The organism is Shewanella sp. TC10, from assembly GCF_009663145.1.
Lineage (GTDB): Bacteria > Pseudomonadota > Gammaproteobacteria > Enterobacterales > Shewanellaceae > Shewanella.
On record NZ_VKHR01000016.1, the window covers coordinates 60,795 to 84,299 of the forward strand.

At 38.7% G+C, this 23,505-nt stretch carries 24 protein-coding genes and 1 tRNA gene; 8 read left to right on the top strand and 17 right to left on the bottom strand.

Features of this window, described 5'->3' with window-relative positions:
• Nucleotides 1–160 precede the first annotated feature (160 nt).
• From flgE to FNZ24_RS07845, 6 genes are all read right to left on the bottom strand, one after another.
• A complete protein-coding gene (gene flgE, locus FNZ24_RS07820; RefSeq protein ID WP_153913927.1) occupies nucleotides 161–1,525 on the bottom strand; it encodes a flagellar hook protein FlgE in 1,365 nt (454 codons plus the stop codon).
• A 104-nt stretch (nucleotides 1,526–1,629) separates the two neighbouring features.
• Nucleotides 1,630–2,400, bottom strand: coding sequence for a flagellar hook assembly protein FlgD (gene flgD / locus FNZ24_RS07825; RefSeq protein ID WP_153913928.1), 771 nt, complete (start codon nucleotides 2,398–2,400; stop codon nucleotides 1,630–1,632).
• A gap of 24 nt (nucleotides 2,401–2,424) precedes the next feature.
• Complete coding sequence (flgC, locus tag FNZ24_RS07830) at nucleotides 2,425–2,841, bottom strand: flagellar basal body rod protein FlgC (protein WP_102528992.1); 417 nt, start codon at nucleotides 2,839–2,841, stop codon at nucleotides 2,425–2,427.
• Nucleotides 2,842–2,843: 2 nt separating this feature from the next.
• A complete protein-coding gene (gene flgB, locus FNZ24_RS07835; protein WP_153913929.1) occupies nucleotides 2,844–3,242 on the bottom strand; it encodes a flagellar basal body rod protein FlgB in 399 nt (132 codons plus the stop codon).
• A gap of 147 nt (nucleotides 3,243–3,389) precedes the next feature.
• Nucleotides 3,390–4,223, bottom strand: a complete 834-nt coding sequence (locus FNZ24_RS07840; RefSeq protein ID WP_153913930.1) for a CheR family methyltransferase — start codon at nucleotides 4,221–4,223, stop codon at nucleotides 3,390–3,392.
• Nucleotides 4,224–4,388: 165 nt separating this feature from the next.
• Complete coding sequence (locus tag FNZ24_RS07845; protein WP_153913931.1) at nucleotides 4,389–5,309, bottom strand: chemotaxis protein CheV; 921 nt, start codon at nucleotides 5,307–5,309, stop codon at nucleotides 4,389–4,391.
• A 325-nt stretch (nucleotides 5,310–5,634) separates the two neighbouring features.
• Here FNZ24_RS07845 and flgA point away from each other — a divergent pair, with 325 nt between their 5' ends.
• The 3 genes from flgA (at nucleotide 5,635) to FNZ24_RS07860 (ending at nucleotide 7,250) form a co-directional block, all read left to right on the top strand.
• On the top strand, nucleotides 5,635–6,357 hold the full coding sequence (gene flgA / locus FNZ24_RS07850; protein WP_153913932.1) for a flagellar basal body P-ring formation chaperone FlgA: 723 nt from the start codon (nucleotides 5,635–5,637) through the stop codon (nucleotides 6,355–6,357).
• Between the two features lie 72 nt (nucleotides 6,358–6,429).
• On the top strand, nucleotides 6,430–6,759 hold the full coding sequence (gene flgM, locus FNZ24_RS07855) for a flagellar biosynthesis anti-sigma factor FlgM (protein ID WP_153913933.1): 330 nt from the start codon (nucleotides 6,430–6,432) through the stop codon (nucleotides 6,757–6,759).
• Nucleotides 6,760–6,824: 65 nt separating this feature from the next.
• A complete protein-coding gene (locus FNZ24_RS07860; RefSeq protein WP_153913934.1) occupies nucleotides 6,825–7,250 on the top strand; it encodes a flagella synthesis protein FlgN in 426 nt (141 codons plus the stop codon).
• 116 nt (nucleotides 7,251–7,366) lie between these two features.
• Here FNZ24_RS07860 and FNZ24_RS07865 read toward each other — a convergent pair whose 3' ends face one another.
• Together FNZ24_RS07865 and FNZ24_RS07870 are read right to left on the bottom strand one after the other, a co-directional pair.
• Nucleotides 7,367–7,825, bottom strand: coding sequence for an LPP20 family lipoprotein (locus tag FNZ24_RS07865; protein ID WP_153913935.1), 459 nt, complete (start codon nucleotides 7,823–7,825; stop codon nucleotides 7,367–7,369).
• Nucleotides 7,822–8,526 carry a FlgO family outer membrane protein gene (locus tag FNZ24_RS07870; RefSeq protein WP_153913936.1) on the bottom strand — a complete coding sequence of 235 codons (705 nt, stop codon included), beginning with the start codon at nucleotides 8,524–8,526 and terminating at the stop codon, nucleotides 7,822–7,824. Before FNZ24_RS07870 ends, FNZ24_RS07865 begins: the two co-directional genes overlap by 4 nt.
• A gap of 305 nt (nucleotides 8,527–8,831) precedes the next feature.
• Between FNZ24_RS07870 and FNZ24_RS07875 the strand changes: the two genes are divergently transcribed.
• The 5 genes from FNZ24_RS07875 to FNZ24_RS07895 all read left to right on the top strand — a co-directional run bounded on the left by FNZ24_RS07875 (nucleotide 8,832) and on the right by FNZ24_RS07895 (nucleotide 14,403).
• The gene (locus FNZ24_RS07875; RefSeq protein ID WP_153913949.1) at nucleotides 8,832–10,019 is read left to right on the top strand and encodes a flagellar assembly protein FlgT; all 1,188 of its coding nucleotides are present in this window, start codon (nucleotides 8,832–8,834) and stop codon (nucleotides 10,017–10,019) included.
• Nucleotides 10,020–10,064: 45 nt separating this feature from the next.
• Nucleotides 10,065–11,360 (top strand): motility associated factor glycosyltransferase family protein, encoded by a 1,296-nt coding sequence (locus tag FNZ24_RS07880; protein WP_153913937.1) that lies wholly within the window; start codon nucleotides 10,065–10,067, stop codon nucleotides 11,358–11,360.
• On the top strand, nucleotides 11,360–11,599 hold the full coding sequence (locus FNZ24_RS07885) for a hypothetical protein (RefSeq protein WP_153913938.1): 240 nt from the start codon (nucleotides 11,360–11,362) through the stop codon (nucleotides 11,597–11,599). Before FNZ24_RS07880 ends, FNZ24_RS07885 begins: the two co-directional genes overlap by 1 nt.
• Before the next feature lie 52 nt (nucleotides 11,600–11,651).
• The gene (locus FNZ24_RS07890) at nucleotides 11,652–14,129 is read left to right on the top strand and encodes a 6-hydroxymethylpterin diphosphokinase MptE-like protein (protein ID WP_153913939.1); all 2,478 of its coding nucleotides are present in this window, start codon (nucleotides 11,652–11,654) and stop codon (nucleotides 14,127–14,129) included.
• 198 nt (nucleotides 14,130–14,327) lie between these two features.
• A tRNA-Arg gene (locus FNZ24_RS07895) sits at nucleotides 14,328–14,403 on the top strand.
• A gap of 24 nt (nucleotides 14,404–14,427) precedes the next feature.
• Here the strand turns inward: FNZ24_RS07895 and FNZ24_RS07900 are convergent.
• From FNZ24_RS07900 to FNZ24_RS07940, 9 genes are all read right to left on the bottom strand, one after another.
• On the bottom strand, nucleotides 14,428–15,486 hold the full coding sequence (locus FNZ24_RS07900; RefSeq protein WP_153913940.1) for a putative sugar O-methyltransferase: 1,059 nt from the start codon (nucleotides 15,484–15,486) through the stop codon (nucleotides 14,428–14,430).
• A 21-nt stretch (nucleotides 15,487–15,507) separates the two neighbouring features.
• Complete coding sequence (locus tag FNZ24_RS07905) at nucleotides 15,508–16,587, bottom strand: FkbM family methyltransferase (RefSeq protein WP_194945018.1); 1,080 nt, start codon at nucleotides 16,585–16,587, stop codon at nucleotides 15,508–15,510.
• Nucleotides 16,580–18,121 carry a class I adenylate-forming enzyme family protein gene (locus FNZ24_RS07910; RefSeq protein ID WP_153913942.1) on the bottom strand — a complete coding sequence of 514 codons (1,542 nt, stop codon included), beginning with the start codon at nucleotides 18,119–18,121 and terminating at the stop codon, nucleotides 16,580–16,582. The genes FNZ24_RS07905 and FNZ24_RS07910 overlap by 8 nt, the downstream gene beginning before the upstream one ends.
• Nucleotides 18,122–18,131: 10 nt before the next feature.
• Nucleotides 18,132–18,380 (bottom strand): acyl carrier protein, encoded by a 249-nt coding sequence (locus FNZ24_RS07915; RefSeq protein ID WP_153913943.1) that lies wholly within the window; start codon nucleotides 18,378–18,380, stop codon nucleotides 18,132–18,134.
• Nucleotides 18,381–18,424: 44 nt separating this feature from the next.
• Entirely contained in the window at nucleotides 18,425–19,489 is a 1,065-nt protein-coding gene (gene pseI, locus FNZ24_RS07920) for a pseudaminic acid synthase (protein WP_228768417.1), read from the bottom strand.
• An 11-nt stretch (nucleotides 19,490–19,500) separates the two neighbouring features.
• Nucleotides 19,501–20,631 carry a Gfo/Idh/MocA family protein gene (locus tag FNZ24_RS07925; protein ID WP_153913944.1) on the bottom strand — a complete coding sequence of 377 codons (1,131 nt, stop codon included), beginning with the start codon at nucleotides 20,629–20,631 and terminating at the stop codon, nucleotides 19,501–19,503.
• A gap of 7 nt (nucleotides 20,632–20,638) precedes the next feature.
• Complete coding sequence (pseG, locus tag FNZ24_RS07930) at nucleotides 20,639–22,282, bottom strand: UDP-2,4-diacetamido-2,4,6-trideoxy-beta-L-altropyranose hydrolase (RefSeq protein ID WP_153913945.1); 1,644 nt, start codon at nucleotides 22,280–22,282, stop codon at nucleotides 20,639–20,641.
• Entirely contained in the window at nucleotides 22,283–22,981 is a 699-nt protein-coding gene (gene pseF, locus FNZ24_RS07935) for a pseudaminic acid cytidylyltransferase (RefSeq protein ID WP_153913946.1), read from the bottom strand. It abuts the gene before it with no gap.
• Nucleotides 22,978–23,505, bottom strand: a 528-nt coding sequence (locus tag FNZ24_RS07940) for a DegT/DnrJ/EryC1/StrS family aminotransferase (RefSeq protein ID WP_194945019.1), incomplete at its 5' end; no start/stop codon positions are given. The genes pseF and FNZ24_RS07940, both read right to left, overlap by 4 nt.

Genomic DNA, 23,505 nt, shown 5'->3' on the forward strand with positions numbered 1-23,505 from the left:
AAGTATAAAAGGAAGGATATTTAGAATTAACTGAATGAAATATAGAAGAAATAAACAGTGCTATAGAATAAAGAAAGCAGATAAATAGTCAGAATAAAATGGCAAAGAGTTGCCATGGCGGCAACTCTTTGACTCGCTAAACTCTTTGAGAGTTTAAGATTTATCGAATCTGAAGAATCGATTGGTTCAAGGTGTTGTTCACTTCAAGCGTACGCGAGTTGGCTTGGAAGTTACGTTGAGCTGAAATCAAATCAACAAGCTCAGTAGTCAAATCAACGTTAGATTGCTCTAAAGCCGATGAACGAATGCCACCAAATGTGCCACTATTAGCTTCACCCGCTAGAGCAGCACCTGAATCTAAACTCGCCTTCCAAGAAGTGTTACCCACTTGCGTTAAGCCTTGCTCATTGGCAAAACGAACTAAAGCAACACGTGCTAATGGCTCAGTTGTGCCGTTACTATAACTTGCTGTCACTAGTCCATCTTCACCGATCCCAACATTAGTTAAGCGGCCAACAGTGGTTCCGTCTTGGGTTAATTCTGTGACTTCAAAAGGTGATGCATATTGAGTTGGATTATTAAAACCAAGTGTAATCTTCTGACTTCCATCAGCGCCAGGACCTAATACATTAGCACCGTTAACACCCAGTTCTACCGTTTCAACAGTGGTAGGATCTGAACCTGTATAAGCACCCGCATCATTAAATTTTAAAACTGAGCCTTTCCAGCCAGATGCATTCTCAGCTAATGCAGTACCATCTGCAATACCATCACCTGTGGTATCAACGCCATATGAACCACCATTTGCTTGGTCAATATCAACTTGTTTGCCATCAACGGCATAAAATGCGACCCAGTTACTTTCACCTGTGTAAGCACCATCTGTAGGTTTAACAAAATAAGTCGTCATGATATGAGACTCACCTAACGAGTCATAAATCGTTACAGAAGTTGAATTATTAAACGTGTCAGGATCATTCGGATCAAAATTCGCTGGATCTAATTCTGACTCGCCGACATTTAGGTTCATTTGTAAGCCAACGTTACTTGTTTGAACTGGGCTACCTGCTGTATCAGGAATTTTAATCGGTACCGTACTCGATAAACTCACAGAAGTAGAGTTACCGTCAGCATCAACAGGGAAACCTTGAAGGTAATTACCTGCTGAATCGGTCATAAAGCTTTCTGAGTTAACTTTGAAAGCACCTGCACGGGTAAATGAGTGATCTTGAGTACCCACTTCAGAAGCTGTAACAAAGAAGCCACCGCCACTAATAGCCATATCAAGTGAGTTACTGGTGAACTGTAAACTACCTTGTTGGAATTGCTGAGCCACTTGAGTTGTGGTCGCACCGCCACCCACTGCAGTTTTGCTGTTGGAAAAAATAGAATTAGCATAAACATCAGCAAATTCTGCGCGGGACTCTTTAAAGCCAATAGTATTAACGTTGGCAATGTTATTTGCTGTGGTATTGAGATCTTTTTGAGCAGCGGAAATACCACTCAAAGCAATGTTAAACGACATAATTCACCCCTTCTCTTACTAATTCTATTTATTGTTAATAGTCAAAATGCTGACCATTATTGATATTTGGTTGTTAAGCTTTCCACGGTCTAATGTGCAGTAAATTAACTTTCAGCTACAGCAAGTACATCTGACAATTGAATGCCGCCAATACCACGAAGATTTAATATTGCACCAGTGGTTACATCACCTAATGAAACACTGGAAACGTGAGCGTAAGTCGACACCGCTAAATCTTCTGATGTGCCATCAATTTTACCGTTCGCTTTGATGGCATAGTTTCCTTCAGCAACAGGCTCACCGTTTTTATCTAGACCGTCCCATGTCACATCGATGTTGCCGCCTGCAGAACCATCGACTTCGAACGTTCTAATGACTTGACCCGTTTCATCTTCAATATTGACAGTAATGCTATCAATCGGTGTTGGCGTACTGATCACCCCTTTGACTTCAGAGCTATCAGTGCTGATATGGCCTGTATCAGACGGAATAAGCACTTTCTGTCCAACAAGACCAGATGCCTGCAAAGCTTGGCTAGAGCTGGTTAAGGTATTGAGGTTTAGAATCTCTTCATTTAGCTTGGCAATACCATCTACCGTCGAGAAGGATGCCATTTGAGAAATCATCTGGTCATTTTCTACTGGTTTGAACGGGTCCTGCATAGAAAGCTGCTGACTTAATAATGCAAAGAAATCTGCTTGAGTCAGTTCCTGGCTATTAGGCTCAGGTGTCTCAGCGACTTCAGCATGCTGAACACTGTCTAAAAAAGCATTACCTGTAGTTTCTGTTTGGGTAGTATTAGATGCAATACCAGTAGAACTCGCTGACTGGGTTTGCGGCAAACTTTGACTACTGTAAGGATTAATGAGGCTCATTTTTTACCTCCAACTAAATTCATATTACTTACCCATACGAAGCGTTTGTTGCAGCATCGATTTTGCCGCATCAGCCACTTGGACATTCATTTGATATGACCGAGAAGCAGAAATCATATCTGCCATTTCTTCCATCACATTCACATTTGGTTTATAGATAAAGCCATCACCATCAGCCATTGGGTGATCAGGAGAGAACTCCTTTAATAACGGTTTATCACTTTCAACAATGCCTTTTACACTGACACTGTGAGAACTATTCTGTTGACTCGTTGCTTTAGCCATTTCAGCTTCAAAAATCGGATGGCGAGACTTATAAGTTTGATCAACGCTGCTTGAGACAGAATCTGCATTAGCAATGTTACTGGCTGTGGTATTGAGTCGTACCGATTGCGCTGACATACCTGAACCTGACACATTGAATATATTAAAAAGACTCATAATTAATCCCCTCTAATCGCTTTACGCATGCCAGTAAACTTACTTTCAAGAAACCCTAATGACATTTGATACTCTAATGAGTTTTGCATAAATGCTGCTTGTTCTTGCTGGGAGTCAACGGTATTTCCATCACCTGTATCAGGTTGATTTGGCACTCGGAACTGAACATGTTCTTGGCTTAATGCCTTTAAATCAAAATGTTTGTCAGTTGTTTGACTCATTTGAAGCCCTTTCTGATGTGAACGGGCACTGTTCATTGCAGATGCAAAGTCGACATCACGAGCTTTATAGCCTGGCGTATTTGAATTGGCGATGTTACTTGATAGCACTTCAGCCCTTTGAGCGCGTATGCCCAATGAGTATTGATGTATCCCCAAACCGTTTTCAAAATTAATCGCCATAAAATTGCCTCCATCAGCTAACTGAGATGAATAAAGCAAAGGCTGTGCCAAAAAATATAGAAATAACTTAGGAAAGGATAAAAAATAAAATGCCAGCGAACGCTGGCATTTGATAAAAATAAAGGTCTTTAATTACAGACACTTAAACTAAGACTTTTTCTGATAGTAAATACCTGGATTACATCTAACCATATTAAACTCATCGGTTAATCCTGAAATAGATTCTGACGCTCCAAGGAATAATATGCCGTTAGGGTTTAGAGCGGCAGCAAATTGCCGCAATATTTTAGCCTTTGCCTCAGGGGCAAAATAAATCAAAACATTCCGACAAAAAATGATGTCGTATTTACCTAATAAACTATAACTCTCAAGTAAGTTATGAGCTCTAAAGTTAACTAAACGCTTTACATTATCTTTAACCTTCATATTACCTGATGGTAATTGATCAAAAAATTGCCTTTTACGTTCAGGGGATAAACCTCTAGCCAATGCCAAACTATCGTATTCAGCGTTTTTACACCGTTCGAGCATTGAGGGTGATAAGTCTGTCGCTTGAATGGTGGCGTTGCCTGGCAAAGCGCCTGGCTTACGCTGTTGATACTCAAGAATCGTCATCGCTAAGGAGTAAGGTTCTTGGCCAGACGAACATGCCGCCGACCATATTTTCAAAGGTCGACCTAATCGGCTGTACTCGGGTAATAACGAATTATGCAGTAACTCAAACGGATATTTATCTCTGAACCACAATGTTTCATTGGTGGTCATCGCATCGATAACTTCCGCTCGTAGATGTCTTTCAGTAGGTTTCATCGAACGCTTAACGACCTCTGATAATGAAGGTAAATTATATTTACCCATTAAAGGCGCTAAGCGGCTTCTTACTAAATATTGTTTATTGTCACCTAATACAATGCCGCTGTGCTGCTCTAAAAAAAGCTTAAACTGATTATATTCTGCTTCAGCGAGTGATTTATTAGTCACATTTACACCCTATTATAAAGAAATTACCTATCAAGTAATTTCAGTGTGAACCTGCCGCTTTTACGTTTACTTAAAGTTAATATACTAAGTAACTCAGTTAATCGTAAGTCAGACTCTGAAAGTCTGCCTCTACATATAATCATAGACAGACTATCGTAACAATGCTTATAAAATTAAGTGTTTATTTACCGCAGATGCAAGTTCATCAGGATTGAATTTCGCAATGAAATCATTAGCCCCAACTTTCTCAACCATTGCTTGGTTAAATACACCACTCAAGGACGTATGCAGTACCACTTTAATGTCCTTAAGCTTAGGATCATCACGTATTTCTGCCGTGAGCGTATAGCCATCCATTTCTGGCATTTCAATATCAGAGATAATTAATGGAATTTCTTCGGCTACATTGTCCATTTCAGTTGCAATTGCTTTTAGTTTTTCCAGCGCATCTTTACCATCAATTGCAGTATCTATTTGCAGGTTTAGCGACTCTAAAGAGCGAATAATCTGTTTTCGAGCAACTGCTGAGTCATCAATAACCATGATATGGTAATGTTGTTCACGATCAATAGTTAACGCATCATCAGCTTCTTTACTGATTTCAGTTTTAACCGGTGAAATTTCGTCTAAAATTTTCTCGACATCTAATATCTCAACTAATTCACCTTCAATTTCTGTGACAGCAGTTAAATATGAGTTACGCCCCGCACCTTGTGGTGGTGGCATAATAGACTCCCAGTTCATATTGATAATTCGCTCAACAGAGCTCACTAAAAATCCTTGAATGCTGCGGTTATACTCAGCAATGATAATGAAGCAGTTTTCCGTTGATGTTAACGGACGGCCACCTGTTGCCGCACTCAAATCAATTACTGAAATGGTCGAACCACGGATATGTGCAATGCCTTTAATCATAGGGCTGAGGCGCGGCAAAGTGGTTAATGGCGGACACTGTAAGACTTCTTTTACTTTAAAAACGTTAATACCAAAACGTTGACGGCCATTCAATTTAAAAAGTAACAACTCGAGTCTGTTTTGACCAACAAGTTGAGTACGTTTATTGACTGATTCAAGAATACTCGACATAACCCTGCCTTAATTAATACAGCCCCTACGGGCATTTTTCTTATGATTTAAAGCGACACTAATCCAACTACCATCAAATTGTAACACACGCTAAATTTGATTTTTCGCTATATTAATAGCTTTAATGTAATAGGCATAGTTATTGCTTTAAATTAATCAATTACCATATAAACCATTATTTTCAGCTGAAAAGTCAAACTTCTGACTTCTGGTTCATTTATTCTTCTGTGAATAGTTCAGCTTAAAAAATTTTTTTAAATCAATGTATTTAAACCGCTAACATGAAGTATAGAGGTATTCTGGCAATATTCGCTAGAAACAAAATATGAACAAAAACATTCTTTTGCTACTTATCATAATGTGCTCTACTTTTCCGGCTTTAGCCAGTGAAGGTAGCACTGTTACCTACTCTTTATCGACCATTACCGAGTTAGCTAAAGAGACTGTGGCAAAAAAAATAACTGAAACACCTTCATATCACCCAAATGCAAAAATCAACATATTGCCACAACGTTTAGAAGGCAGACTAAATCCACCAGCCTGTTATCCACCAATAACAGTAGAAATGGCCAGCGACAGGCCGATTAATCGCACTAATACAGTAAAAGTAAGCTGTATAAGTCCTGAGTTCGACTACCCGTGGCAAATGTACTTATCGGTTAAAGTTGAAGTCCTCTATCCAGTCGTCACTGCAAAAAGCATCATTGAAAAAGGTGAGCTTATTACAGATGACACCATTGAAATCAACTTTGTCGATCAACACAGTATTCGTGGCCAATTTTTCTCTGGTATAGCTGACATTGTTGGCACTCGATCTAAAAGGCGCGTCGCAGCCAAAGCACCATTACTCAATAATAACCTATGTTTTGTGTGTAAAGGGGATTCGGTATCGATATACGCTAAAACAAATAGCTTTGAAATAAAAACTGCCGGTGAAGCATTAAGAGATGGTAATGTTGGAGATACGATAAGAGTAAAAAACTCCAATTCAAACAGGAGACTAGATGTTATTGTCATAGGTGTTGGCGAAGTTGAAGTTAGGATGTAAAATAATCCTAAAGTTCTTTCTGACACGGCCGATAACCTGTTAGGAATACCATAAATTACGCTGGAGCCTTACATGGCAATTGATATTAACAATCTAAAAACAGCTTCACACACTCAGTTACGCACAAGTCGTGACTCAAGTGCTGCAACTAAATCTGCTGATTCAACAAGCAGTAATACAGCGGCTGTTAAAACTGATTCGGTCAGCATTACCTCGCAAGCGCAGCAGCTGCAAGGAGCTCAGAGCAACATGGCATCGTTACCTGAAATTGATCAAAGTAAAGTTGATGCAATTAAAACAGCGATTTCAGAAGGTCGATATAAAGTAGACCCTGAAAAACTTGCTGCTAATATTGCAAGTTTTGAAGCTGACATGAGCGGACTTAATTTCGACCAAGAGTAATTTCATAATGACTCTTGGTTAATCTCGCATTAAAAATGCAATGTGAATTTTAAAAAGAGTATCTTATGAATGAATTACTACAGCTGTTATCTTTTCAGCACGGCACCTTGTCGTCGCTGAAAAAACTCGTATCTGCAGAAAAACAAGCGCTAACCGATCAAGACGCTGACACTCTGTTAGCTTTAGCACGGGAAAAAGTCACCTGCCTAAATGAATTACAGCAGAACGATCAAAAACTGGCTAACCATCCAGACAAAGCGTTACTCAACTCTAATGCGGAGCTCGCTGAAAAAGTTGAAGAAGCGAAAGTTATTCTAGAGCAGTGTAAGGATATTAATAATCAAAATGCCAGTTTAATTGAGCTTAATATCGCAAGTTTGAATCGCTTCTCACAAGCAATGCAAATGAGCCGTAATGCCACCAGCCTGACTTATAATGACAAAGGCCGAACCTCAACCATCTCCTCTTTAGGTTCAAACTTAAAAGCGTAACTGTTCGATGTTACCATGTTAAATTGCTGCAGTGCTGACAAGCTCAAATCAGTTAATAACAAATACAAAAAAGCCACTAAAACAGTGGCTTTTATTATTCTTCGTTACCAAACTGCTTAAAAGTAGGTTACTTCTTTAATCTTTCTTGGGCGGTTATTTTGCTGATATAAATTCCAAACCTGAGCATAATCCAACTCTAACTCAGTCACATACATATCGCCTGCAGGATAACTTTTAACGACTTTAGCGCCTTTTATCATCCCTGATACGTTTGCTGAAACCGTTTCATTACTAATAAGCCAATCGCTCATTTGACTGTTTGCATCAATTTGCTGGCCATAAACTTGTTCAGCTAACTCTCGATAAGCGGCAATTTTAGATGCCTGCATGGCCATTAAGACTTTATGGGATTGGTCTTTAGCAGGCTGAGTAGCAAGTGGTGCGTAGCCAATCGCAGTTAATTTAGGGAACTGCTCTGGTGCTTCAGTTTCCCATTGCACGTATTTATCATTGCTTGAGCATCCACTCAAACAGAGACTTGCTAACGCCATCATAATCCAAAGTATTTGTTTCATTGCTTGTCTCCTAACACGGCAACATTCCCTAACCCCGCCTGTTCATTTCTATACAACAAACCACCATCCGAAATCACTTTATTTGATGGTTTTAAGTAACCAGGTAAACTGCTCATATTCACAAATGTCTGCACTGCAGAAACCACGCGATTATTACTGACATTCACAATCCGCGTATTTAATGCAAGTCCCATTGGGGTGGTATCCATGGTCGAAACCACCACATGAGAAACAGGTAAGTCAGATGGTAATAGTTTCCAGTCACGGCTTAATATGAATTCGCCTTGCTCTGTTGCCCTAAGTGCTTTAGCGACATTAAGGTCAACTAAATTAAACTCATGACCATGAAAAGCCGCTACAAACCCCTGCTGTAACTGCAATCCCAAAGCATCCGTCTGATTAAAGTTATCGAGTCTTACCGGAGTTGTAACCAGTAAAGGTTGATCAGAACGTAAACTATCGTTTTGTAAAACCAACTCATTGACCACTTTCTCAGTCAGAATATTGATCTGAGACTTAGGGGCTATTCCCACTTTTTCAATATCATAAGTGAGCTCTGGTTTAGCCTCAGGTTCTTCAGCAAACCAATAACTGGTCTTTGCAGGCTCATCGACATAAGTTAACTCATCGGTTTGCACTGGTTCTTTATTAGCACATGCCACCGCTAACAAAGCAATTGGGATGAATATCAGTCGACGCATAGCCTATTCCTTAACTCAATGATATTCGCGTCAATCGAATACATTGGTGCCACGAAGCTTGAATGATTTCATGTCGCTTTAACTGATAAGTCATCATATTAAAAGGCTAAAACAACACACTATATAAACGGTATCGGCAAAGAACATAAAAGCTTTACCTAAAATAGCCATTCAATATTAATAAATCCGCGGCGATAGATTCATAAAAGGCACAGATTTTGCTTTTATCATGCTAATTAATCTAACCTGTGCTGATGAGTCATTTAGTTGGCACTTCAATTTATCGAATATTGTGAAAAGTGATGATGAACATGCCAAACTTCAACGTTAAACTTTTAGCTTTCGCCCTACTCTTTGTGCTTTCAACGAGTATGAGTGGTGATGCAGTGGCAGAAAGAGTCGAGGTTTCTGGAAAAGCTAAAATTATTGATGGCAATATAGATAAAGCTAGGGAAGCTGCAATTGATCAGGCGCTTAATTATGCAAGCTTAAAAGCTGGCGTTAACTTTAATAGTCAGCAGAGCATAAACCAAGGCAACTTAACCCAAAATTCTTTCAATATTCAGCGAATTGGCGAAGCGAGCAACATCGAGCTTGTTTCTGAAATTATTAGCCAATCAGATATCACTGTTTTACTGCGCTTAAATTTACAATCAAAACAACAAGCACAACAATGTCATAGCCAACAGCTCAAAGCCGCGATAATGATTCCTCAAGCCTCAATGCGAGACCGCTCACAGCTTAGATATGGCCAACTGGCAAATTTTGAACAAGCCCTGTCTCAGCAATACGGTAATGTCATTAACAGCTTATCTGATTACAGTTTTGCTCATATGCATGAAAATGAAAAATTAGATCATTCTAACGAATTAATTAACTTCAAAGGCAACAGAATACCAAGCTGGCTGGGTGAAATAACCGATAGCCAATATATTCTACAGCCCGAAGTTTTAGACATTTCTACTGAACCTTATCAAAGTTCAATGTTTGGCTTATGGAGTGATTATCCTCAGCGTCAGATTAATTTACGCTTTACACTATTCCACGGCATCAGCGGAGAGAAAGTTTGGAGTAAAGATTATGCTGCCAGTGCAGAGTGGGAGTTTGATAAAGACGAAACAGTATCACCAACGACACAGAGGTTTTGGGGCTCAACCTACGGACAAACCATGAATCAGCTTTTACAGCAAAGTACCCAAGACATAGACAATCTACTTAACTGCCGCCCTTTACTAGGTCAAATTGTTGCTAAGCAAGGTAACAGAATTATTATTAATTTAGGCAGAAAAAACAACGTAAAAATGGGGGATAGTTTTCAGATTGTGCTGCAACAAAATATCCCTGATAGAGTTAACTTAATGCGAGCTGTCGCCACCAAAAACCGCGCGACCGTGACGATTGAGCAAGTATCAGAAGAAAGCGCAACTGCCGTATTAGAAGGCATTGAAGGTACAGGCAATATTCAAGTTCAAGATATTGTGATTAAAATCTAGCAGTCAATTTTTAACAGAGTTTCAAATACAATATACGAGTAATACATGACTGAGTTATTTGTACAAAACAATCATATTATTAATCAACGCTGGCCAGAGATTGCTCAACTTTTATTAGCACAATCAATCGACCAGTTAGACGCACAATTAGTCACAGCGACTCAACAAACAATCAGTGTTGATGGTATACAACTAAGCAGCCGTTATAACCGATTAGCAGAAGCGCAACTTATGATTGGTCAAGTCAACGAAGACGCTACTAACATTTCTGTTTATGGTTTGGGTATGGGTGACGTACCTAGCTTACTCATAGATATTAAAGAATTAGAGTCAATCACTGTCTTACCGCTTAACTTTGCTTTATTGGCACTACTACTTAGTTACACAGATCAAACAGAGTGGTTAAGTCACCCTAAAGTGACGTTATCCCAAATTACCGATCAACAAATTATTGCAAATGATTATATTGCTATCACCCCAGACTTACAGCTAGCCAGTGATGAGAACGCTGTTTTACGAGACCTTTTGGTTTATGAGTTAAACCGAGAGTATACAAACCAACGACATCAAGCTGACTCACCAGCATTATTGCAACGCATCAAAGAAAATATCGATATAATTAAGTTTGATCCTGATATAAACAGCTTAAAAAAATATCATCAAAATAATGACGCTTTTATCATAGCTACGGGCCCTACACTTGAGCAACATTACCCATTTTTGAAATCATTAATGGCTAAGCCCGTTGCTGATAGAGCATTAATTATTGCAGTCGATACAGCTTTAGTCCCCTTGCTTTCCAATGGTATCTCACCTGATATTGTAGTGACCTTAGATCAAAACATTACCAGTGAGCATTTACCGAACTTAATTCCTGAGACCATTAAGTTGGTTTACTTTCCAACCACGCCAAATGCGATCATTTCAACCTGGAAAGGTATGCGTTTTAACGCTTATAGTACCAGTAAAAATTTTGACCACCTGCAATTAAGCATACCTAAAAGTCGCTTATTCGCTAATGGCAGTGTGCTTCACCCAGCGGTAGATTTAGCTGTAAAACTTAATTGTAAAACCGTTAGTTTATTTGGCTGCGACTTCTCTTACCCTAACCATAAAACCCATGCACAATGGGAAAATGGTAAATTGGGGCCTAAAGCAGAACTTGCAAAGCACTGGGTAATAAATGGTCATGGCGACAAAGCGAGCACGCATTTGTCCTTTCGAGCCTATTTAAGAAGTTTAGAAATGTATATTCGAAATCAAGCATCAACTAACTTTATCCAGACATCTCTAGACTCGGCAGCAATATTAGGTGTGACCTTTAAGGAGTATTCAAAGTGATGAACAATTCACTTCAAGCGCAACTTTTAATGACAGCAAAGTTATTTAGAACAGGGCAAGAAATTGAAGCATCAGCCTCCTTACAGAAAACACTAGATAACTTAATACCCGCTATACCGAATCACAATAATAAAGAGCAGGTTTTGGCTTTAGTACCCGCAATGCTAACCGCCCAAGAAAACCATGACTGGCTGAATTTAGCCGACACATTAGAGCATGAGTTAGTTTCACTCTTATAGTTCAATCATATTATGCCCTTGTACAATCATTCTATAGGTAGGTTTTACGATAATGGAAACATCCGGTTCAGTATTTAATAATCAATTTTCTATTAGCCAGTTTGGCGAATATTATTTACCGAGTATTAACCGTAATACCTTTGAGAAAGTGGATTCGTCGACTGCGTTTAAACAAAAATTTAAACAGGATATTTTTACTAAAGACACCCTACATATTGTCTTGGGTTTAGATTCTGGATTATTGGTAAATTACATTCTGGAAGCGCCAAAAACTGAGGGCAGTAAATACATTTTTGTTGAATTGCCAGAAGTGATGAACATGCTCAACATTGAGATACCGACAGAGCAACAAGATTACCTAAAAGTCATCAGTTTTGATGAGTTAACACACCATATTGAATCTGCAGAAGATGACTTATACTTTATTAAAGATCAGATTGCTGTGACTCTTTCACTAGCGGCTTCATCAGGCGTAATAGAGGAATATTCAACCCTATACAGCCAAGCTTATCGAACCATAAATCAACACTCTATTTCACATAAAGCCAACTTTAACCAAAAGTCTTTTTTTGAACAGCAGATGTTTAACGTGGTTGAAAATCAGTTACCTGCATCATTATTAAGAAATAAGTTTCTTGGTAAAACCGCCATAGTCATTGGTGGTGGCCCGTCACTGGATTTTCACCTAAAGTGGATAAAAGAAAACTATCATCAACTCTTTATCTTTACCGTTTCAAGGTTTGCTGCAAAGCTCTCCCAAGCCGGTATTCCCGCACATATTATTGTTTCAGTTGATCCCCAAGATACGAGCTTTGAAGTAAATCGTGACATGATGAAATTAGCAGGAGAAAGCCTGTTCATCAATTCACATCATGTCAATCATAGAATTATTGCTCAATGGCAAGGTAAATCATTGTTCTTGGGAGATCAGTTACCTTGGATTGAAACAGATAATATTTTGACCATCGGACCCACAGTCACAAACAGTGCCATCAGAATCGCCATAGAAATGGGTTTTGAACAAGTATTATTAACCGGCGTTGATTTTTGTCATTCTCCAACTGGTGTCACTCATGCTAAAGGCAGCCTTGAAGCCAGTGCTGGCAGTAAAAACAGTATAATCCACGAATGGGTTGAAACCTATTCTGGGCAAATAGCTGAGACACCGATTCAATTACTATACGCAGCTCAAGGGCTTGAAGAAGAAGCTTCGCAATTTCCTAATGTTGAAATTATTAACCTCTCAGAGCACGCAGCCAAAATAAAAGGCGTTGTTTATAAAAACTTCAACGATATTAATATTGTATCTGCACAATGTTCTCCAGCTCAATTATTGGCAATGGTACCGTCGAGTTCCGATAATGAATCAAGCTTTCTTGACACATTAGAAACTGAAGTCATCGATGCAAAAAATGCTTTTAACAGCATTCAAAAGCTGTCAAAAAAAGCATTAAATTTGACTAACTCAGCGAGAAAACTGAAGCCTGAATCCATTGAATATCAAGGTAAGGTTAAAGAAATAGATAGCATTGAAACTAAGATAAATAAGAAGTTTAATCGCTATAACATGTCGATTAAAGTGTTTGGCTATTTTGAGTTCTCTCAGTTTCTGACCACCAAAAAAACACAAGATTGGTCTGAGCAACATATGCTTAAGATGACACAGTTGTACTACAGCGCATATGAAGTCATCACTCAAAAGCTACAAAAGCTGACAGAAACAGCGATAGAGACTATTAGAATTAGACGTGAAGAAACTAAAGTACAGCCCAACATTGAGCTGCTTACCAATGGCTGGAACAAATACAACCAACCAGGTCGAGTATGGTTATTAGAACAAAAACTCAATGCAACTTTTTTGGATACATTATCAGCAAAAGAATCAGAACAATTAGCAGAATCAAAAAAGCAATATCAAGAACAACTAACTAGTTTTTCTCATCCCTATTTTGCCATGAAAAAAACCAATCAGAATTTAGATAATACATTAGCCAAAATTCTGGACTTAAAGAAGCATAGCAACATAAAAGGACTAACTTTACTGATTAATAGCATTAGACCTTTAATCGAAAAAGATGCTTTGGCAGCAAGGCTACTCCTCCTAGCTGAGCATTATATTCATTTCATTGAGAAAGATTTCGAATCTTCGTTGCAGTCTTTATTACAAATTGAAAAGGCAGATAGAACAGAGCTAGAGCTCAAACAACTGTTGTTGGTGGCTTTAAAGCTTCATCAACTTGATCTAGCAGAACAAACCATCAAAAGTCTTTCACTTTACAGCGATGAATATTTCCCTCAACTTGCTCATATTTTCTCGCTACAAGGCAATAATCAACAAGCACTTGATACTTATCTTGATTATTTAGATAAATACCCGACGGACGAAGGCACTTTACTTAAGCTTGGAATTTTTCTTGCTAAAATTGGTCAACTTGAGGGAGCGAAGTCAGCTTTTGAACAAGTGTTAAGTATTAACCCTGATAGCATTTCAGCTAAAAATTATTTGGAGCAAGTACTCCAGCACGCTTAGCTATTTACTAGCCTATAGAAATTCGGATATTAACCTATTAGTCAGCTGATTTTGACCGAGTCGGTTTGCCCTCATTTTCGGGGGAAAGATATGATAATCATTAATTCGATAAGGAAATAATATTAGAAGTGACTAAGGACTAAGCAACTAAATTTAAACGCTTTTAATCAAAGGTAAAACTTGTATAATTAGAAAAGTCTCCCTATAGCTCAACAGGATAGAGCAGCCGCCTCCTAAGCGGCCGATCAGGGTTCGAGTCCTTGTGGGGAGACCATACTAACCTTTCTTTATTCCCCAATTAGCTCTTACGTTTATACAGACGCAATTCTGAATGAAAACCGTCTATGGTTTCAAAGCCAAACGGATGAACATTTGTGGCAAGCAACTGATATTCTGGTAGAAAACGATCGTAGTCATCTGACTTAGTTTGTTTCTTAACACCTAGATGACTTCCATCAGTCGATAACTGTTTACCTTCACGTAGATTACGCAGTAACACATATTGGCAGTTTAAACGTGCCACATGTTCCAAATAGTTTTGCACAATATCAGGCTCCATTTCTTGAAACGAAATGGAGTTTACAAATAAATCTAATTCACCAGTCACTTCAGGTAACTGCCATGGGCACATCACTGCACCTTGATATTTACTTGCAAGCTGGGTTAAAGAAAAGTCATTTTCACTCTTTAACATTTTATAATCAGCAATCTTATCTCGACCAAAAATATTTTGTAAATAATAGGTTGAGAAAAGACACGTTGGAGCAATATCAACGTTCAAATAGAAAGTATTATTACGTTTATCACTAAGTAAAATTTCACCTAAAGAACCAAAACCACCACCGATTTCGAGCACTTTATTGATAGGAATATCAGTGACATGTTGTTTTAAAAAATTCAACGCCAGCAAATAGTTTAAACTTGATCGGCTAAAGCGTTGCCCTAAAAATTCAAATTGTTCGATAGGTGATCCTATCGTGCTTTCACTAAAGTGTTCTGTGTAAGGCGGTTTAAGGGTTTCACTTGCCTTAAATACTCTAAAATCACTACGAGCATGCATTTCACCAGATAAGAAGTCCTGTAATGATAATATCGCTTTAATATCACCTTTCAGTTGTGATTCACACATTTTTATCATGGCGCGATATTTATCAGGTTGTGTCGCCCAACCGTGAAATAAGTAAGTGGGGACGAAATAAGATAATGCACTCACTAAACTTCTGAAGTTTTCAATACCATTTTTCTCAATATCTTGCTGAAGGCCTTTAGCTCCAAATTGCCAAAAACAAGTTGGTAAATATTGTGAATCTACCTGTTTCATATCTTGGCTTATCATTTCAATTTGTTCGGACCACATTCTCTTTATTCCTAAATAAATTTACTGACTAGCTTTGGGGACGCAATACAACACCGTTTCTAATAACATGTCCCCATAAACGCGTAAGTACATATCATAGTTGGAGTTTAACTTATTAATTAGTGCCGGAATTTCCCATAAATCCGCGGGTGTATGGTAAAGACAAATGGCTAAAACTGGCGTGAAATCTTGAATGATTCTAGTTGTACCGCTCAAAGCTGCTTGCTCGGCCCCTTCTACATCCATTTTAATAAAATTAGGTTTCGCACCATAAAGAACATCATCTAACGCAACGCAGTTTATGGTTGTTGCATCAATACCGCCTAGGGAAAGTTTACTAGAAGTATTACTTTCAGCTTCAAAACTTAATTGTGCGCTTTCATGCCAAACGCCTGCTGGGTAGACAAAAATATCCCCCACTTGTTCATCTTTACAGATTGAAGTAACGGCTTGATTTAATCCTGTTAAATTAGCAGGATCAGGCTCAAAACTCGCGCAGTAATCAATGGGAATTTGTTTTTGACTAGCGACCGTAAATAAGCTTTGTAATGTATCACCATTGTAGGCACCAGCATCGACAAAACGAATGCTTTCCAGTGACGTTAATGCAGGAATATCATCTGTAAAATACTGCAACTGAGTATCTGGTTCGATATAATTTTCAATTGAGAAATCTGTTCTAAACTTCACTAGCTTAGCCAATAAATGGCGGCTTGTTTCATCTACAAGTAAATCATTAAACTTGGCTATTTCCTTATGATTTACACGTTCAGAAATATTGTCGCTGTACCATAAGCTGTGACACTTTAATTCATCAATAATGGTTGGGAAGGCTTGCAAAGATTCGGTAAAGTCAGCCGGGAATTGAAAGCCCAATGACAATAATTCTGCCTTAATTTTTCTGCTAATTAACCCAACAGAAATATATATTGGCAAAGATTTATCTGTTACTGCATCAGGTTTAATAACTGGGATACCGTTCAATTCAGAATGACGCGCATAACTGTCAATAACAGCCACAACTTTAACCTTACTTGCCTGCATCGCGCGAAGAAATATTTGACCTTGTATACCTGCACCAAACAAATAAACCTTATTCATCAGCAATCTCTCCATATAACATCACTCGCAACATGTCAGTCCAACCATCATTCAATTTGCCATATTGCTTTCTGAGCAAAAGCTTGGACACTTTTCCCGTAGGCGTTAACGGCAATAAAGGAGGAAAAAAATACTTTAATGGTCTTTGAAATGGTGCGAGGGTTTTATTGGCAACTTTTCGTAATTTCGCCTCAATATTCGCCTTATTTTCGGTGACACATATTGCTACTATCACTTCGCCTAATAGGCTATCTTCCACCCCAATCACTGCCACTTCATTGAGTTGAGAATCGGTTAGCAATGCCGTTTCAATGTCTTTAGGATAAATATTAATTCCACCAGAAATGATGATATCTTTTTGCCTACCGACATAAGTTAAAAAGCCATCACTATCTAATGCTCCAATGTCACCAGTCAAAAAATAACCTTCATCAATGGCTTGGGTCGTTAGTTGGCTTTGACCATAATATCCAGAAAATGCCAATGGTGATCTTACTGCGATTTGACCTGTTTGCCCTTGCTCAACCGGTTGCATATTCGTCGCGAGTATTTTCAACTCAATATCGTCACAGGCTATGCCTACTGTTTTGTATTTTTCTGTAGCATCTTTTGGGGCAAGATTCGTGGCAACAGCGATTTCAGTTGCACCATAAATTTCATGAAAATCACAACCAATGGCACTAAATACTTTCGATTTAAATTCAGCATCAATAGGTGCAGAGGATGTCACGACAGTATGTAAACTGTTCAATGCTGCCGCATTTGATAATAACTTGTGTTTTAGAGCATATAAATGAGAAGAAACAGCAATGACAAAGCTAATCTTGTATTGCTCAACTAACTCTAACCAATGGGAAGGCCTAAAGGCCGAAAGATGAATTAGCGAAGCGCCTAATAACAAAGGCACGAAAACTAACCTTTGTCCTAGAGAGTGAAAAAATGGTGAAGCGCACAGCATAACGTCTGATGAATCTAACTGGTATAAATGCCAGGTTTGCATCGCTCTTTGTAGCTTGACCTGCTGTGAAATCATAATCGGCTTTGGCTTGCCAGTAGAGCCCGAAGATAAGGTAATTAAATAATCATCTTCTTTAAGCCAATCACTGATGAGCTCATCATAATCGCGATGACATGCTTTAAGGTCATTGATATATATATCACTGCAAGTTACACCACCGATCCCATCTTTAAGTACTAACTTATCAAGTAAAGGCTGCTGAGCAATCACCAAATTAGTATCAACAGCAACGCAAGCAGCTTGAAGCTGAGCAGGTAACATATGTGCATTCATCGGAATACAGCAACCACCCACTTTGGCTACGGCTAAACTAACACAGACATTATCAACTTGATCTGGCGTAATTAACGTTACTCGAGGGCGAGATCCATTACATAAGTTCAGTATATTTTTTGCAACTGCATCCACTTTTTCTAATATTGCTGCAAAAGTTAGCTGAAGCTCACCATCACACAACGCCAACTTACTAGGTGCTTCAAAGGCAACTTGTTTAAATTGTTGATAAATCGGAGACATATCTCGCCTTTTAACTCAGCTTGTTACATACAGAGGCTGCTAAACCTTGTACTTGCTGTAACGCAGGATTGGCAAGCTCAATCGGCTTGAATTTGATATTAAATTCAGACTCTAATGTCATGATAAGACTTAGAATAGCGAACGAATCTAATATACCTTCAGTGACAAAATTACTAGATTCATTAACAGCTTCATCGGTATGTTCATTGATATAATTCAAAATGGTTTCGACCACTTTGGAGTATTGTTCATTATTCATATTGTATATTCTGTATTTGGAATTAACTTGTTGTAGAGTTGAAATTATGCGATGACATCCCAGCTCAATCTATCTCCCGCAATTAAGTCATGTTTTGCTTTACGACCTAGAACTAATGGCAAGTATTTAGGTTCAAGGCCATAGCCAGGTCTCACTGAACGAATATTTGCTTTAGTGATCGATTCACCTTTTTTAATTGGCTGAGAAACATAAAGTGAACGACGGCCATTACTGTTTTTTGCAGCCTCTGGAGTCAAGCTATACTCGACTTTGCCAATCGCAACTTCAGCGCGCCTTATCTCAGTGATCATGGTTTTAAACTCATCAATAGTGAGCGAGAAAAAACTGTCTACCGTTTCTTCACCATCATCAAGTTTTATGTGTTTTTCAACAACACATGCCCCCATCGTCACCGCAGCAATTGACACACCTATTCCTACTGTGTGATCCGACAAGCCTACTGGACAATTAAATGTCTGCTCTAGACTTTGTACCGTTTTAAGATTCACTTCTTCAGGTGGAGTAGGATAAGCGGTAGTACATTTGAGTAAAATGACTTCACTACAACCATGCTCAGTTAAGCAGTCAACCGCTAATGCGATATCAGAAAGACTCGCCAAACCTGTAGACACAATGACGGGCTTGCCAGTGTTAGCCACTTTTTTAAGTAGCCCTAAATCAACGATTTCAGGTGAAGCAATTTTGTAGGCTTTAACCGGAAATTTCTCTAACTCATCGACAGAAGTGTCATCAAAAACAGAGCCAAATAATTCAACTCCCAACCTTTCGGCTTCAGCAAATAAGTCAGGTAGCCATTCCCATGGTGTATGGGCATATTCATATAAATGATATAAATTTTTATACTTAGACCAGGCATTATCTTCTGGGATAGCAAAGTCACCATGACTCACGTTCAGCGTAATGGTATCAGGACGATAAACTTGCAGTTTAATGGCGTCAGCGCCAGTTGATGCCCCAGCACGCAATAATTCCAGTGCCTTATCTAAACTCCCACCATGATTGCCTGATAATTCAGCAATCACATAAGCCTTTTCATCCTTACCGACAATACGATCGCCAATCGTCACTTTTTGAGATAATCCACTCATGGTCAGCTCCTTCAATTTAAATTAACCCATTGTTGCTGCTTATTTGAACGTGTTGCAGCATCGAGTAATGTCAAGCCTTCGTGGGCGTGTTGCCATCCAAAAACATAAGGGGATTGATGTGTACCTGTTTGTTTAAATTCAATAAGTGCATTACCTATATCTTGATAAAGGTTGGCAAATGCTTCAATAAAACCACCTGGATGACCGGGTTTAAAGCGTTCTCTAATTTCATCTTTAAACTGACAATTTCCACGGTTATAAGTTGTTTCTACAGATTGCTGATTAAACAAATGTAATAGTTCAGGCTCTTCTTGCACCCAATGACCACTTCCTTGATCACCATATACCGAGATTTTTAAACCATTTTTGTAACCAATGGCAGTTTTACTCACCCAATAAGAGGCACTAATGCCATTTTCACACTTCAGCCATATATTGGCATCGTCAACAATGTCATCAAAAATAGAAAAGTGATTAAAGTCAGCGTTTACACTCAGAGTCTGACAGCCTGTTACAAACTGATTAATATGATGAACATGCACAGCTAAATCAAGAAGTAACGTAGGAATTTCACCATCAACTAAACGCCAAGCTTGTGGAGCCATCGTATTAATTTCTTGAATAAAACCGTCAGATGGCATTTCAACACGAACTTGTAATATATTGCCTAAATCTCCCGCCTGTACATGACGTTTTAGCACTCTAAGCATTGGATAACCGCTGTAGTTAAATGTTACAGCAAGAAAACCTTTGCTGACCTCTAATGCTTGTTGTATTGCTTTAGATTGAGACAAGTTCGCTGCCATTGCCTTTTCACAAATAACTGCAATGCCTGCATGTAATAAACGGCAAACTATTTCTTCATGACTGGGGGTTGGTGTTAATACCACTACAGCATCTACATCTTTACCCTGCTCAGTAATATATAACTCCCAATCATCATAAATGCGTTCCGCAGGAAGCTCCCAATATTCCCCTGTTTCTTGGCTTTTATTCATGTCTCTAGAAAAACAGCCAGAAACTAATTTCCAGCCTCCATCTAATTGACACGCAACGCTATGAGCATAACCCACTGCTGATTCATGAGAACCACCAATAAAACCAATATTAAGAGGGAGCTTATTCTGATTTACATGCTGCATATCAATCCTATGAAGAAGTTGTTTGAGACACTAACGCCACGTTGGGAGTACGTACCACATAATAAAAATCATCTATAGATGCATTAGCAAAAATCGAACCAATTGCATCAAAATAATCATGTTTTTGGTCTATTTCGCTAAAACCTAAATAGTCGTTCATCAACTTAACGTAACGATTCTGACGGTGAATAACGGCTATCCACGGTATGTTTGGAAGATGCTCATCACAATATTCAAGTTGCCAGTTAAGCGCTAACAATGCATCTTGAAAAGAGGTAGCCGCTTCGCAAACAAACCAACCACCGATGAGAAATTGACGCTTTTGATATTGTTGAACTTGTTGCCAAATATATAGGCTGGCACGTTTCTTTTTCTCAAGTAAGTAAGAATCGCGTCCAGTTGAAAGCCACCATTGATAATGACCTAACCGAGGAATAGGCTTCGTTTCAATCATGTTTTTCGCATTTGCTGGTAAATTTCGACTGTCTAAATAATGATTAATATCACTGTCCATGACAGGCCTAATGCGGTAATTTTCATCTAACTGCTCAAAGGCTATATCTTGCTGGTTATTTGTTGTAAAAAAATCAGAAAGCGCTGTAACGGCTTCATCATTAAAATACTGCGCAACTCTTTTAGCGCCAAAACCGTCGATACTCACAGCTTTAGCTTTTAAAGATAGAATGCGTGGATACTGTTCAATGACAATGTTGACAAGGCTCGCTAGCTTTGAAATATCTAATTCACCATCACAATGAAAATAATGACCAATGCCTTCCAAATCTGCTAATGCAGTGCGCTGATTTTCAGCTATCGAAAAAGTTATAGCAGGTTTGTTTAATGCTAATAGCTGATACAAAACTCCACCAGCAGCCCCTATATATAGATGACTAGCAACAAGGTGGGGAAAAAGATCAAAGCAATCTACAATAGGCTCTACCTGAATATGATCTTTAAACGTTTCTATTAATAATGATTTGTTACTGGTCAATGGCCCTAGTATAGGCCTAATGAGTAAAGATTTATTAAGAGATAATGTCAATAACTGATTGATAATATCAATGCTTACTAGGCTATCGCTTCCGCCACCAACACCAACAAGAATGACAAATTGACCCGCATCAGTTTGCGAAGCATTAGTATTATTTCGCTGGTATTGCGAAGACAATAAGGCATATTGTGGACCAATTAACTTATCAGCAGCAGGCACAAGTTGATCATATGTGCTTGCCGTCTGCTCGCCTCTCCAACGAACATCAAGCAGAGCGTCGCACACATGTTCTCGACATAAATCGTCAATAACCATCAATTTAAGGTTAATATCGCTAAATGCTTGCTCCCACTCTTTGCCTAATAAATAGTCATCAAGTATCAACCAATCAACGTTCTTATCAGCAATATACTCACGCGTAAGTCTTGCATCTTGAATAGCATCTACAGCACTTACTCCTGCTGTAGATTCTTTATTTGAATATAAAAAATCATGCTCAATGCCTGATAAAAAAGGCTGTATAGACGCATCAAAATTAGCCAATAAAAATATACACTGATGACCATCTGCAGTGAGTTCAGCAGCCAAAGCACAACATCTAACTAAATGCCCAACCCCTGCGCCTTTACCAGCATTTACCCGAAAAATGATCTTTTTCATTTAAACGACTTTTCCTATCATCACTTGGTATAAGGCTTCCGCCCTTTTCCAATCATCAGGAGTATCAATATCTTGCACTTGATGACATGGTAGTGGAAATGGGATCGAATCACTTGAAAACATTCCTTTACTATCAAGAAAACCATCAGCAGTTCCCCAATAAAACTGCCCTGCATCATGGTAAGCTTTTTCTAAATCCTGTGATCGGCTATTAAAGTGCTCGGGTTGAAACATTTCTACTTCGCCAGTAGAGGTAATTTTAAAAGCACGTTGAATGGGCGAAGGAAACTCAGTGACACCAAAACAAAACTTTTTATCGGGATGTTGAGTTAATAAATACAGTGAATCAGCTAATGTTTGTGAGCGAATAAACGGCGCTGTGGCATACATGACACACGCATACTGAGGCTTTTGATTATTGTCGATTAGCCAATTCAATGCATGGGTAATTACCGCCGAGGTAGTTGCATGATCATCAGCGATATCTGCAGGACGAATAAATGGGACTTCTGCACCGTAACGCAGAGCAACCTGTGCAATTTCATCATCATCAGTTGAAACGATAACTCTGTCTATACAACCACTTTCTAATGCTCGTTCTATGACATGAGCAATTATAGGCTTACCAGCAAACAGCTTGATATTTTTTCTAGGAATACGCTTACTGCCGCCACGGGCAGGAATAATGGCTATTTTCAATTGACTAACCCCTTAAGAGTGTCACAGATGTAGTCTTGCTCTTCTGTCGTTAAATTCGGAAATAGGGGTAATGTGAGACAAGATTGATAATAAGCTTCAGCAGCTGGGAAGTCGCCTTTGTTAAAACCTAAAGCTTGGTAATAAGGTTGTAAATGAATCGGAATATAATGCACATGTACCCCAATCCCCGCCTCTCTCATTGCTTCAAAAATACGCTTTCTATCACAATGTGCAGGCAATTTAATAATCAATAAGTGAAAAGCACTTAAGCTATTTGCCAGTGGCATAAATACATCGATATCTGTGTCACTGAAGTGTTGATGGTAGCCATTAGCCAGTAGGTTGCGTTTACTAACAAAATCACTCAGCTGATTAAGCTGACTATTCCCTAAAGCAGCCTGTAAATCGGTCATGCGATAGTTAAAGCCCAATGAGTGCTGCTCATACAACCAAGCACCTTCATCTGCTTGATGTAATTCATCAGGATTTTTGGTTATGCCATGACTGCAGGTCATSGCCATAAC